Below are 13,424 nucleotides of genomic sequence, written 5' to 3'. Positions count from 1 at the left end.
ATGACCTTTGTTGTCACAGACAATTGTATTAAATGTAAATATACTGATTGTGTTGAAGTTTGCCCTGTTGATTGTTTTTATGAAGGGCCTAATTTTTTAGTGATTAACCCTGATGAGTGCATTGATTGTGCTCTGTGTGAACCTGAATGTCCTGCTAAAGCTATTTTCTCTGAGGATGAGTTGGCAGATGACATGGTGCCATTTATTGAAATCAATGCAGAGTTATCCATGACATGGCCAAATATAACAGAAAAGAAAGATTCATTACCTGATGCCGCTGAGTGGGATGGTGTAAAAGATAAACTGAAGTATTTAGAGCGCTAAGTGTTCAGAAAATACTGTATTACATGGTAAGCAGGTTTATTGGAGAGGTAGGCGATATCATGCGAGATACTTTTATTTGGCTTGAAAAACAGTTTGTTCATGTCGAAAAAACAAAAGACCAACAACAAACTGAGGCATTATTAAACCAGTTACAAGTATTTCTAGATAAATACCGTAATGTCGTTGAGGTTGATGAACAGGTTATTTTTGCAAAAGCATTAGAATACCAAATGATCCTTTATCTTTGGAGTGATCAAAAAAATAAAGCAGAAGAAGTTGAATACCAACTGGATAAAGAGTTTTGTGGTATTCATAAAATAGGTAAAAAATCAGAGTCGGAAGGGCTTACACGCTATAGCAATGGTAAGTTAAATATTGCATCAAATTTACTTGACCAAGCACGACTCAAGCGCTTTTCTATAAAACAAAAAGGTACAACTAAACCCAAATTACTAGGGTGGGCATTAAAACTGATTGGTTTAGTACTGATTGGTTTAGCTGCGTGGCTCTTTAGTATCCAGTGGGTTTGGACTCCGTTGATTGTGGGTATCATCGGAGTTCTTATCAGTACTATTGGTTCGCAAGTCAATAATATTGTCAGTAATTTTTTAAGCTCAATGGCATTTAATTTAGGTTCTCTTATCCCTGGTGTGATTACCAAGGTCAATAAGGATTCTTATGAAGCAACTTTTTTAGCCCCTTTAATGAAAAAAGAGGCGCAATCTGAGCGTTGGGCAATAAAAACGGTTGCTTTCAATCGCTTAGCGGGAGATTTTAAAGAGGGAGACCATATCGCAGGGGTTTGTTTATTTGCTCAGTCAGACAGTGAGTATCATCCTGATTTTGTCGCTACTCCTGTTTGTTTAGGGTATTGTAATGCAATAATTGCTTATAAGGCGGCACAAGTTATTAGTAAAAATAATTGGTTACGTTTAGAAAATGCCGTAGATGTTTTTCATGATCAGTTATCTAATTTGATTGTATTCGATGATCAATTTAAAAGACTAAATTAGAGTGTGGTTTACAGTTACAAGTAGCTATTTACTTTGAAATTGCTATTACTTAAGAGGTAACATCTTATGCTAGATCAATTCTATATTTATCTTGATATCACGATAAAGTTAGTCATAGGAATTTGCGCATTCTTAATGGTTTTAAGAACGACAGGGAAAGGGCAATTAAGCTTGATGACCCCTTTAGATCTTATTGGTAACTTCGTTCTTGGTGGAATTATCGGTGGTGTTATATACAACAAAGATATTACAGTTTTCAAGTTTATTTTGGTTTTAATTATTTGGGAACTGATTATTATTTTTGTAAACTTATTACGTAAGCACTCCACTTTTTTACAGCATATTATTGTGGGGAAAGTAACGCCTGTTATTATCGATGGAAAATTTCAATTAGAGGCGTTTAAAGAAGCACGCCTAGATATTAATAACTTTATGACAGCCTTACAAATGAAAGGGGTTTCATTGCAAGAAGTACACTATGCGCAAGTTGAAGCTAATAATCAAGTTTCTATTATTAGAAAAGATGAGAATAAGACGTCTGCTGTATTAGTCCGTGATGGAAAAGTTGACGAAGAAGCACTTAAGGTTTTAGATCATGATCAAGCATGGTTGGATCAAAAACTTAAAGAAAAAGGCTTTAAAGGGAATATTGAAAGTATATTTTTTGCAGAATGGTTAGAGAAGAAAGACCCACAGGGAAAAATAGCCCAAGATCTGTATGTTATTCAAGATAAAGAGAAACAAAAAGCATTAGATGAGAAGAAAAAAGCAGAAGATAATGATTAGGTAATATGAAGTAAAAAATAGGTAGCTAAAAAGCTACCTGTTTTGTTTTATCTATTATATTTTGCGTCAAATGTTTCATCGCTCATGCATAAATAGATGATAAATTCAATAAATGCAACGATGGCAGGTATCCCTGTCCAGCAGAATATGAGATAAAGAAAACCTAGCCCTACTTGCCCTAAATAAAACTTATGAATACCAAAGCCTCCTAGAAAGAAGGCAAGTAATGCTGCAGCAATGCGACTTTTACCTTTGCTAGTTGGGTTGTGTTGGCGAACACCGCACTTAGGACATATTTCAGCCTTTTCACTGATAACAGATCCACAAGAAGAACAGAATTTTTGCATGTTTGAATTAATTGGTTGATTTTCCATATTGATACCCTAATGAGATAACTACAATAATTCTCTTTTTATCGCACGATAACCAATATCATGACGATAAAAACAGCCTTTCCAATGAATTTGTTCAGCCAACGCATAAGCTTTTTGCTGAGCTTCTAGTACTGTATTGCCTAATGCTGTTGCACAGAGCACACGTCCGCCGTGGGTAACAACTTTACCATTTTTTAATGCAGTACCTGCATGAAAAACTTTTCCATCATTAGCTACTGCTTTATCTAAACCAGTAATTTCATCCCCTTTAGGATAATCAGCAGGATAGCCTTGAGCAGCTAAAACAACACCTACACTACAACGATCATCCCAGTTGGCTGTCGTTGTATTGAGTTTTTTAGCGAGCGCAGCTTCAACAAGGTCTACTAAACTGGTTTGTAATCGTAGCATAATGGGCTGTGTTTCTGGATCACCAAAGCGACAATTAAACTCGATTACTTTAGGTGAACCTGACTTGTCGATCATAAGCCCTGCATATAAAAAGCCCGTGTAAACATTGCCTTCTTTAGCCATACCCTGTACGGTTGGATAAATAACTTCATTCAAAATACGTTGATGTATTTCAGGTGTAACAACTGGTGCAGGAGAATAAGCGCCCATGCCGCCTGTATTAGGGCCTGTATCTGCATCGCCCACACGTTTATGATCTTGGCTTGTGGCCATTGGGAGCACATTTTCACCATCTACCATGACAATAAAGCTGGCTTCTTCTCCGTCTAAAAACTCTTCAATAACAACGCGAGCGCCTGCATCGCCAAAAGCATTCCCTGATAACATGTCTTTAACAGCTTCTTCTGCTTCTGCTAATGTCATGGCGACAATTACGCCTTTCCCTGCGGCAAGGCCATCGGCTTTAATGACAATAGGTGCGCCTTTTTCCTTTAAATAGGCAAGGGCAGGTTTTACTTCTGTAAAGTTTTGATAGTCTGCAGTTGGGATATGGTGGCGGGCTAAGAAGTCTTTGGTAAATGCTTTTGATCCTTCTAATTGAGCCGCTTCAGCTGTTGGGCCAAAGCATTTTAGGCCACGCTTTCTAAATAAATTAACCACCCCTTTTACAAGAGGAGCTTCGGGCCCAACAATAGTTAGATCAACATTCTTTTCAGCAAAGTCAGCAAGTTTTTCAAGTTCTAATACGTCAATGTCAATATTTTCACATTTGGTTTCGGTAGCTGTACCCGCGTTACCAGGGGCAACAAACACTTTTTGTACTTGTTGATCTTGGGCGACTTTCCATGCTAAGGCATGTTCGCGACCACCACTGCCAATAATTAATACGTTCATCTTGTGTTCCTTATCAGTGACGGAAATGGCGCATGCCTGTAAATACCATAGCGATACCAGCTTCATCAGCTGCGTCAATAACCTCTTGGTCACGCATTGATCCACCAGGTTGAATGACGGCGGCAATGCCTACTTTGACGGCATTATCAATGCCATCGCGAAAGGGGAAGAATGCATCACTGGCCATAACTGCTCCTTTTACTTCAAGGCCAGCTTGTTCTGCTTTAATAGCCGCAATACGTGCTGAGTTGACACGACTCATTTGCCCAGCACCAACACCAATGGTTTGACGATTTTTAGCATAAACAATAGCATTGGATTTAACAAATTTAGCCACTTTCCATGCAAAAATAAGATCATGTATTTCTTTTTCGGTAGGGGCACGCTTAGTAACGGTTTTTAAGTCATCAACTGTTATCATGCCATTATCACGACTTTGTACTAAAATGCCACCATTGACACGTTTATAGTCCCAAGCATCAGGGCGTTTTTCAGGCCATTGACCACATTCAAGTAAACGGATATTGTTTTTTGCTGCAATAATCGTTTTTGCTTCTTCGCTTACTTTTGGTGCAATAATAACTTCAACAAATTGACGTTCAATAATAGCTTGTGCTGTTTTGCCATCAAGTTCACGATTAAAGGCAATGATGCCACCAAAAGCTGATTCTGAGTCTGTAGCGAACGCTAAATCATAAGCCTTGTTAATACCACCATCTTGCTCAGGTACAACGGAAACACCGCAAGGGTTGGCATGTTTTACGATAACGCAGGCGGGTTTGGTAAAGCTTTTTACACACTCAAGTGCGGCGTCTGTATCGGCCACGTTATTATAAGAAAGCTCTTTCCCTTGTAGTTGTTTAGCTGTTGCAATACTAGCTTCAACAGGGTTTGACTCGACATAAAAGGCAGCTTTCTGATGAGGATTTTCACCATAACGCATGCCTTGAGCTTTAATAAATTGGCTATTAAATGTTTGTGGAAAGTCACTACGGTTTTGGGTGCTTAGGTAGTCTGTGGTTTGATCGATTGTGCCAAGGTAGTTGGCAATCATACCATCATAAGCCGCTGTATGTTCAAAGGCTTTAAGTGCTAGAGCAAAACGTTGTGAATAGGTTAACCCACCTTGTTTGAGTTGACTAATAATATGATTATAGTCTTGATGGTTAACGACAATTGTAACATCTTTATGGTTTTTAGCCGCACTGCGCACCATTGTAGGGCCGCCAATGTCGATATTTTCGATAGCGGTAGGTAAGTCACAGCCTTCTTTTGTAACGGTAGCCGCAAAAGGGTAAAGGTTAACAACAACCATATCAATAGGGTTGATTTTATGTTGTTGCATAATTGCATCGTCTGTTCCACGGCGCCCGAGTATCCCGCCATGAATTTTGGGGTGTAACGTTTTAACACGACCATCCATCATTTCCGGAAAACCCGTGTAATCAGCTACTTCTGTTGCATTTATTGCATTCTCTTTGAGTAGTTTATAGGTTCCACCAGTTGATAAAATTTCAATACCTAAGGCGGTCAGTTGTTTTGCAAATTCAACAATACCAGCCTTATCTGATACACTAATGAGTGCTCGACGAACAGGAATACGGGTCGTTTGGTCAGTCATGATCAATCCATCAATTATTGTTTAAAGGTTATCAATTTCTTACAATAGATTATATTGCTTTAGTTTTTTGCGCAATGTTCCACGGTTTAAACCTAATAATTCAGAAGCTTTGCTTTGATTGCCTTTAACGTATTCCATTACAGAGGCGAAGAGAGGTGCTTCAACTTCTGATAAAACTAGGTCATAAAGATCCGTCGTAATTTGCCCATCAAGATGTGCAAAATAGATTTGTAGTGTTTTTTCAACACAGGTACGTAATGTTTGACCTTCTGTGTAGTTTGTACTGAGTGGTACAGTCTTTGGCACAGTACTCATCACCATCTCTTCAAGTCCTTCATGTTTAACCATTGTTAAATAGCTAGTTGGGTAAAAATATTTTTGATACAGGTATATTGCTCTATTGTAGATTCTAATTGATTGAATGCTTGTTTAAAAGCCACTACATTAGTAATATGCGACAAATACCAGCCTATGTGTTTTCTTGCAATACGCATTCCTAATTCGTTTCCATACAACTCGTGCAATGCCTGTAAATGTTCTAACATGACTTGCTTTCTTTCAGCTAAAGTAGGCAATGGGCAGTATTTACCGGTTTTTAAAAAATAATTAATCTCTCTAAATAACCAAGGATTGCCTTGAGCCGCTCTCCCGATCATTAAAGCATCTACTTTCATATAATCTAATACAAATTTTGCTTTGTCCGGTGTATTAATATCTCCATTGGCAAAAACGGGGATATTAACCTGTTGTTTAACTTCTGCAATAGTATCATATTCTGCGGAACCTTTATACAGGTCTTCACGGGTTCTACCATGAATTGTTATAGCTTTAATGTCGCATGCTTCGGCTATTTTAGCAATAGAGAGCGCATTTTTATTGTCATAACACCAACCTGTCCGCATTTTTAATGTAACAGGAACATCAACGGCCTTTACAACAGAGTTTAATATCTGTTCAACTAAGCGTTCGTCCTTCATTAACGCCGATCCTGCGGCTTTGTTGCAAACTTTTTTAGCAGGGCAACCCATGTTGATATCAATGATTTGTGCCCCAAGAGCAACGTTTGCTCGTGCGGCCTCTGCCATTTGCTCCGGCTCTGTTCCTGCTATTTGAACGGAGCGGGGCTCTAAGTCTTCTTGATTTAGTAATCGGTGGCGTGATTTATTACTTTTCCATAAGTTTATATCACTGGTAACCATTTCAGAAACGGCAAGCGCTGCACCAAAACGACGACACAACTCTCGTTGCGGACGGTCAGTAATACCTGCCATCGGTGCCAGTATTAGATAGCCGTTTAACTGATAAGGGCCTATTTTAGGAAAGTCGGTAAGCATGTGTTTTATATGATTCTTTTAGAAAGCGTATCATACTGAATTTTAATAATGGGATAAAGAAAAATTATAAAGGGTGGATGCTAGCATCCACCCTTCATCTACTAGTGTGATGACATCAGTTGTTTATATTCTTTTTCTACTTTGTCAAAGCGGTTGATCATGCGTTCTGATGGTTTGTTTAGTTTACTTCCTATGATGATAGCAAGCGTTGCTAAAATGAAGCCAGGTATAATTTCATATAGGTTAAACCATGCATAATGCTTCCAAACCAATACCGTTATTGTGCCGACGATCATTCCAGCTAAAGCTCCTTCTTTTGTCATCTTGCGATAAAAGAGTGACAGTAAAATTACGGGGCCAAAAGCTGCTCCAAATCCTGCCCATGCATAACTTACCATGCCTAATACCTTGGAGTTAGGATCACGTGCTAAAAAGATTGCTATCAAGGCTATAAGTAAGACCATGATACGCCCCACCCAGACCAACTCTTTTTGAGAAGCATTTTTTCGTAAAAATGGTTTGTAAAAATCTTCTGTCAAAGCGCTAGAACAGACTAAAAGTTGGCAACTTAATGTACTCATAACAGCTGCAAGAATACCTGATAAGATAAGCCCTACAACCCATGGATTAAACAAGGCTTTACTGAGTTCAATAAAGACATATTCTGAGTTTTGATTAACTAGCATAGCGCCCATTGTGTTGGGGTTGTCCTTAAAATAGGCAATACCAAAAAAGCCTGCGGCTATGGTGCCTACAAGGCAAAGTATCATCCATATCATCCCGATACGACGAGCATTTGGAATTGCTTTAACGGAGTCAGCCGCCATAAAACGAACCAGAATATGAGGTTGCCCAAAATACCCTAACCCCCAAGCCAGTAAAGATAAAATTGCAATTATTTTTATGGCTAATGTTTCACCTTTTACAGCAAATAAGTTAAAAGCTTGTATCCCTTCTCGTGCTGAATTAATAGTTTGCATGGTGGTATGCCAGTCGGACAGTGAAATGATTACAAATAAAGGCGTAATTAGCAGTGCGAATAACATGAGGGTTGCTTGAACGGTATCTGTCCAACTTACGGCCAAAAATCCACCGATACATACATAAACAATGGTTGCTGTTGCTCCTAGAAGCATTGCAACGGTATAAGGGGATAAGTGAACCATATCAGCAAAAGGCTGTAAGTTAAAGGTGGTTTCGAAAAGACGGGCCCCAGCGACAATGCCTGATGCACAATAAATAGTGAAGAATATTAAAATGATCAACGCAGAAAAAATACGCAGTAATCGGCTGGTATCATCAAAACGTGCTGTAAAATAGTCGGGAAGTGTGAGCGCATTATGGTTGTGCTCAGTATGGATTCTGAGTCTTCCTGCTACTAATAACCAGTTAAGCCAAGCACCAATAATAAGGCCGATAGCAATCCAAGACTCTGACAAACCCGATAGATAAATAGCACCGGGTAACCCCATGAGTAACCAACCGCTCATATCGGATGCGCCTGCTGATAAGGCGGTGACTAAACTACCAAGGCTTCTACCGCCTAAAATATAATCATCAAAGTTTTTTGTTGAGCGATAGGCATAAAGACCTATGATAATCATTAATACAATATACAGTATAAATGTCACTGCTGTTTGGTAGTTGGCAGACATGCCGGTGTTTCTCCTAATTATATTTTATGTCCTGTGCAGGATCTCACCTTTATCAAATACCAGCATTATTTAATCGTTAGTAAAATAGTAGTTAATAAAGGGGGAAGGTTCGCCATTAAATTAATTATTAAACTGTTGAGTATGGTATTAGTTAGCGTGTTTAAAGCGTTATAAAAAATAAGTGATGTTTATTTTATTATAGTTACAGTGCTCACGCCATAAAAACTATGATGATTCTGTATAATTCTAAAGGCCATAGAGATTACCGGCCTTTAGCATGAATGTTATTTAATAAGCCACTTTCTATTGCATCAATACTAATACAGGAGAATTTTTCATTTTTATAAGGTTTGGTTGATGAAAAAGTAATGACTTCTTTTTCTTCAGGTAATTTTGTTTGATTAGCATGATTTGTTAGGTTTGTTGTACGTGTTAATGCGTAGTCTACATCAAGGATAATGTTGGTTCCCTCACCCATTTTTTTAATGGTTGCAGTGATGGTGGTATCAAGCTTGGCATCTACCTTGGCATCGTAACGTTCGCCATCTTTATCTGTGCTATATTCTGTGGCTTCAGCATAGTTATACGTGTATTTGTGAGTAACTTTTTCATCATCCATATAGCTGGCTTTAACGATACCGCAATCAATGAAGTTAGTAGGGCGGTCTGTTTCAAATGTGGCAGTAATGATGCCATTTTTTTTATCGACATTACCTATTGTAAAGGTGTCATCAAATAACTGGTTAAATGCCATATTCCAGACTTTGTCTTGAGGAAGATTAATAAATTTTTCATTATTAACGGTGACAGGCTCTGGTTTTTTATGCATGTAGGTATTAGAACAGCCTAATAAAAGTGTAAGAATACTAAAAGAGAGTATTGTGTTTTTCATAAAAGAAACCTAAAAGTTAATTACGCGTATGATACAAGATTTTTACTATAAAATGCGCTTAAAATACACTCAATCATAAAGAAAGTACTTTAACAGTGATATAAATCTGTTTATTATTTTTAGTCTTTGTAGCAGTTCTCAATCTTATTATTAGTAAAACGTATGAGGTTAACTCATTAATGCAACATGAAAACTATAATGATTTATTATCTTTTTTAGTGGTAGCGAAAGAGTGTAGTTTTACGCGCGCAGCTGCGCAGTTAGGTGTTTCTCAGTCTGCGCTTAGTCATAGTATGCGAGGGCTTGAAGAAAGGTTAAATATACGTTTACTAACAAGAACAACACGTAGTGTTTCCCTCACAGAAGCAGGTGAACAATTATTAAAAAATATTGGCCCTCATTTTACTGAGATTCAATCTCAGTTATTGGCATTAAGTGAGTTAAGAGACAAGCCAGCGGGAACTATTCGTATCAGTAGTGCAGAGCATGCAGTCAATACGGTTATTGTGCCTAAACTTACCCCTTTCTTAAAAGAATATCCAGATATTAAAGTAGAGCTTACAACCGATTATGGAATGATTGATATTGTAAAACAACAATATGATGCTGGCGTTCGTACAGGTGAGTTACTCGCTAAAGATATGATAGGGGTAAAGATTAGCCCTGATTTGAGAATGGCGGTTGTGGCTACACCTGATTATTTTAAAGAACATACTATTCCTAAGGTGCCTCATGACTTAATTAACCATACTTGTATCAATTTGCGTCTACCCACTTATAATAGTATATATGCGTGGGAGTTTGAAAAAGATGGATATGAACAAAAAATTAATGTGACAGGGCAGCTTACATTCAATTTAACCTCCCAACGGCTAGACGCGGCATTACTAGGTTTGGGGGTAGCTTATTTGCCAGAAGATTTAGTTCGTCCTTACATTGCAATGGGGCGACTGGTTAGTGTATTAGATGATTGGTGTAATTATTTTTCGGGATACTATTTATATTACCCTAATCGTAGGCAAACGTCACAAGCCTTTAAACTGCTTGTTGAGGCATTACGCCATAAGGTTTCTTAAGTGCGTTATCTTTATATTTTCCTATTTATGAATGTAATTCATAACATTAAGTATTAAATACAGACTAATCAATTACCTTGATTTTTGTTAGATTACTTAGATAAATTTCGTTTATTGATGCAGTTTTTCTAAAAACTTGATCATGATATTATCTATCAGGAGAGCATAATGACTATTAAAGTTTCAGGCTATGCGGCCGAGAGAGCTAAAGCACCTCTAACTCCTTACCATTTTGAGCGACGTGAACCACGTGCAGATGATGTTTTAATTGATATTCTGTATTGTGGTGTTTGTCATTCAGATTTACATCATGTCAATGCTGATTGGAATACAACATACCCCGTTGTGCCAGGGCATGAAATTATCGGAAAAGTGATAAGTGTAGGTAATTCAGTTAGTCACTTTAAAGAAGGTGACTATGTTGGAGTTGGCTGTATGGTTGATTCCTGCCAACATTGTAATCCCTGTAAGCAGGGACTAGAGCAATACTGTGATGAGGGGATGACGCCAACTTATAATGGTGCTGATCGTCACGATCATATGCCTACCTATGGCGGTTATTCAGATAAAATTGTTGTTTCTGAGAAATTTGTATTAAAAATCCCTCAAGGTTTGGATCTAAAAAGTGCCGCACCGTTGTTATGTGCTGGTATTACAACGTGGTCACCCTTGCGTCATTGGAATGTTAAACAAGGTAGCCGAGTTGCTGTGGTTGGGCTTGGCGGGCTTGGACATATGGCTATTAAGCTTGCTAAAGGGTTAGGCGCGCAAGTAACATTGTTTACACGCTCACCAAGTAAAGAGCAAGATGCATTAGATTTAGGTGCAGACAAAATTATTCTTTCTACTGATGCAAAACAAATGGCAGCCGCAAAAGGTGAGTTCGATTTAATTATTGATACAGTACCTTATGAGCATGATATCAATCCCTATGTGACCACCTTGACGATTAATGGTACTTTAGTTTTGGTTGGTTTCTTAGGTGATTTACAACCAACCATTAATAGTGCCGCGCTTGTTTTAGGTAGAAAAACTGTGGCAGGCTCAGTGATTGGTGGAATAGCTGAAACACAAGAAATGCTCGATTTTTGTGGTAAGCACGGTATTACAGCCGATGTTGAAATGATTAATATGCAAGATATTGATAATGCGTTTAAACGTATGCTAAAAAGTGATGTGAAATATCGTTTTGTTATTGATATGGCATCGCTTAAAAAGAGTTAACTCTTGTAGGGAAAGTAAAAGAGAGCAAGTGGCACTTAATATGCCACTTGCTTTTTTTATTAATTATTAAACGTATTACACTGGCTAATTTTGCCGCTATCAAAACCTGTTTTAAACCATGTGTAGCGTTGTTTAGATGTTCCATGTGTAAAACTATCAGGTACTACACGTCCTTGGGCTTGTTTTTGTAGGCGATCATCACCAATTGCCATGGCAGCATTTAGCGCTTCTTCTAAATCATTGGGGTCAAGAATTTTTTCATTATCCATATAATGCCCCCAAACACCGGCTAAGCAGTCTGCCTGTAACTCAAGTTTAACAGACAGTTTATTTTGCTCTACTTGGCTTCTTCCTTGTTGCAAAGTTCTAAGTTTATCTGTAATCCCTAGTAGGTGTTGAACATGATGGCCAACTTCATGGGCTATGACATAGCCTTGCGCAAAATCTCCACCTGCACCAAAGCGATTTTTCATTTCCTCATAAAAAGAGAGGTCAATATAAACGGTGCTATCGGCGGGACAGTAAAAAGGCCCCATAACAGACTGACCTGTACCACAAGCGGTACGGGTTGCTCCACGATAAAGCACTAATTTAGGTTCTTGGTAACGTTTTCCCATTTGTGAAAATATGGTTGACCATGTGTCTTCAGTTGTTGCTAACACAACACTGGTGAACTTGGCCATCTCATTATCATGAGTGCTATTAACAGGTTGCTGTGTGGATGACACAGGGGATGATTGTCCTGTAATTAATGGTGTAAGATCCACACCATAATAACCTGCTACAAGCACAATAACGATGGTGGCAATGCCAAGCTTTCCAGAGGGTAGATTAATACCCGATGAGGACATAGATTGGTTTGTACGACGGTCTTCAATGTTATCGCTTTCGCGACGATTTTTCCAGCGCATAATAAATTATTCAAGTAAGTTATAGAAAAGTCGTATTATGGGGAATATATTTGATAAAATGCAATAAGCTTTTCACGCTGAAAAATCTTTGTTATGCTTAAAATAGTCATATCTCAGTTAATACTTACTGATTAAAGGAACTTCCTACATGCCTTGTACTTCTCCTGTTATTGTTGCTTTAGATTTTCCAATCGTTGCTGATGCGCTTAATTTAGCTAAGCAGTTAGATCCAACAAAATGTCGTGTCAAAGTAGGGAAAGAGCTTTTTACTGTTTGTGGTCCGATGATTATTGATGAGCTTCAGAAGTTAGGTTTTGATGTTTTTTTAGATTTAAAGTTTCACGATATTCCTAATACCACTGCGATGGCTGTTAAAGTGGCAGCTTCGATGGGGGTATGGATGGTTGATATTCATTGCGTGGGTGGTATGGCAATGATGCAAGCTTGCCGCAATGTATTAGACCAAACAAAGAGCCAAACACTTTTAATTGGGGTGACGGTGCTGACTAGTTTAGGTATTGATGATTTAAAACAGTTAAGTATTACTAAATCTCCTGAGCAGCAAGTGTTAAGTTTAGCTCAGTTAGCAGCAGAAGCAGGGCTTGATGGATTGGTAAGTTCTGCACAAGAAGCAAAGTCGTTAAAATTAAACTTCCCTCATTTAAAGCTGGTAACACCTGGAATTAGACCTGAGGGCTCCAGTAAAGATGATCAGCAGCGTATTGTGACACCAGCACAAGCAATTGCAGATGGTTCTGATTATTTGGTGATTGGTCGTCCTATTACCAAGTCAGAAAATCCAGAACAAGCGCTTGAAAGTATTTTGGCAAGTCTTGCCTGAGGTACTACTAGTAAAGCAGTAAAGTAGTGCAAATATTAGTATCACCACCTGTTAATAACAGGTGGTCT

Annotated in this window: 14 protein-coding genes; 6 read left to right on the top strand and 8 right to left on the bottom strand. The window is 38.2% G+C overall.

Annotation, left to right across the window (positions count from 1 at the left end; genetic code table 11):
* The 3 genes from fdxA (at position 1) to DM558_RS05330 (ending at position 2,123) form a co-directional block, all read left to right on the top strand.
* Positions 1 to 324 (top strand): ferredoxin FdxA, encoded by a 324-nt coding sequence (fdxA, locus tag DM558_RS05340; protein WP_109702536.1) that lies wholly within the window; start codon positions 1 to 3, stop codon positions 322 to 324.
* A gap of 59 nt (positions 325 to 383) precedes the next feature.
* On the top strand, positions 384 to 1,337 hold the full coding sequence (locus DM558_RS05335; RefSeq protein WP_164731255.1) for a DUF3239 domain-containing protein: 954 nt from the start codon (positions 384 to 386) through the stop codon (positions 1,335 to 1,337).
* 66 nt (positions 1,338 to 1,403) lie between these two features.
* Positions 1,404 to 2,123 carry a DUF421 domain-containing protein gene (locus tag DM558_RS05330; protein WP_127162461.1) on the top strand — a complete coding sequence of 240 codons (720 nt, stop codon included), beginning with the start codon at positions 1,404 to 1,406 and terminating at the stop codon, positions 2,121 to 2,123.
* Between the two features lie 47 nt (positions 2,124 to 2,170).
* Here the strand turns inward: DM558_RS05330 and DM558_RS05325 are convergent, their stop codons facing one another.
* The 7 genes from DM558_RS05325 to DM558_RS05295 all read right to left on the bottom strand — a co-directional run bounded on the left by DM558_RS05325 (position 2,171) and on the right by DM558_RS05295 (position 9,304).
* Positions 2,171 to 2,497, bottom strand: coding sequence for a TM2 domain-containing protein (locus DM558_RS05325; RefSeq protein WP_127162459.1), 327 nt, complete (start codon positions 2,495 to 2,497; stop codon positions 2,171 to 2,173).
* A gap of 21 nt (positions 2,498 to 2,518) precedes the next feature.
* Positions 2,519 to 3,802 (bottom strand): phosphoribosylamine--glycine ligase, encoded by a 1,284-nt coding sequence (purD, locus tag DM558_RS05320; RefSeq protein WP_127162457.1) that lies wholly within the window; start codon positions 3,800 to 3,802, stop codon positions 2,519 to 2,521.
* Between the two features lie 13 nt (positions 3,803 to 3,815).
* Entirely contained in the window at positions 3,816 to 5,423 is a 1,608-nt protein-coding gene (purH, locus tag DM558_RS05315; RefSeq protein ID WP_127162455.1) for a bifunctional phosphoribosylaminoimidazolecarboxamide formyltransferase/IMP cyclohydrolase, read from the bottom strand.
* A gap of 39 nt (positions 5,424 to 5,462) precedes the next feature.
* On the bottom strand, positions 5,463 to 5,744 hold the full coding sequence (gene fis / locus DM558_RS05310; protein WP_228411849.1) for a DNA-binding transcriptional regulator Fis: 282 nt from the start codon (positions 5,742 to 5,744) through the stop codon (positions 5,463 to 5,465).
* 29 nt (positions 5,745 to 5,773) lie between these two features.
* Positions 5,774 to 6,757, bottom strand: coding sequence for a tRNA dihydrouridine synthase DusB (dusB, locus tag DM558_RS05305; protein WP_127162452.1), 984 nt, complete (start codon positions 6,755 to 6,757; stop codon positions 5,774 to 5,776).
* Positions 6,758 to 6,858: 101 nt separating this feature from the next.
* Positions 6,859 to 8,412, bottom strand: coding sequence for a sodium/proline symporter PutP (gene putP / locus DM558_RS05300; protein WP_127162450.1), 1,554 nt, complete (start codon positions 8,410 to 8,412; stop codon positions 6,859 to 6,861).
* 262 nt (positions 8,413 to 8,674) lie between these two features.
* Positions 8,675 to 9,304 (bottom strand): hypothetical protein, encoded by a 630-nt coding sequence (locus DM558_RS05295; protein WP_127162448.1) that lies wholly within the window; start codon positions 9,302 to 9,304, stop codon positions 8,675 to 8,677.
* A 179-nt stretch (positions 9,305 to 9,483) separates the two neighbouring features.
* Between DM558_RS05295 and DM558_RS05290 the strand changes: the two genes are divergently transcribed.
* Together DM558_RS05290 and DM558_RS05285 are read left to right on the top strand one after the other, a co-directional pair.
* Complete coding sequence (locus tag DM558_RS05290) at positions 9,484 to 10,380, top strand: LysR family transcriptional regulator (protein WP_127162446.1); 897 nt, start codon at positions 9,484 to 9,486, stop codon at positions 10,378 to 10,380.
* A 168-nt stretch (positions 10,381 to 10,548) separates the two neighbouring features.
* On the top strand, positions 10,549 to 11,604 hold the full coding sequence (locus DM558_RS05285) for an NAD(P)-dependent alcohol dehydrogenase (RefSeq protein ID WP_127162444.1): 1,056 nt from the start codon (positions 10,549 to 10,551) through the stop codon (positions 11,602 to 11,604).
* A 59-nt stretch (positions 11,605 to 11,663) separates the two neighbouring features.
* Here DM558_RS05285 and ypfJ read toward each other — a convergent pair whose 3' ends face one another.
* On the bottom strand, positions 11,664 to 12,515 hold the full coding sequence (gene ypfJ, locus DM558_RS05280) for a KPN_02809 family neutral zinc metallopeptidase (protein ID WP_127162442.1): 852 nt from the start codon (positions 12,513 to 12,515) through the stop codon (positions 11,664 to 11,666).
* A 148-nt stretch (positions 12,516 to 12,663) separates the two neighbouring features.
* Between ypfJ and pyrF the strand changes: the two genes are divergently transcribed.
* Positions 12,664 to 13,356, top strand: coding sequence for an orotidine-5'-phosphate decarboxylase (gene pyrF, locus DM558_RS05275; RefSeq protein WP_127162440.1), 693 nt, complete (start codon positions 12,664 to 12,666; stop codon positions 13,354 to 13,356).
* The last annotated feature ends 68 nt before the right edge of the window (positions 13,357 to 13,424 follow it).

This window comes from Entomomonas moraniae (assembly GCF_003991975.1).
GTDB lineage: Bacteria > Pseudomonadota > Gammaproteobacteria > Pseudomonadales > Pseudomonadaceae > Entomomonas > Entomomonas moraniae.
Note: the sequence above shows the minus strand (reverse complement) of the source record. Positions and strands in the feature narration are given on the sequence as shown.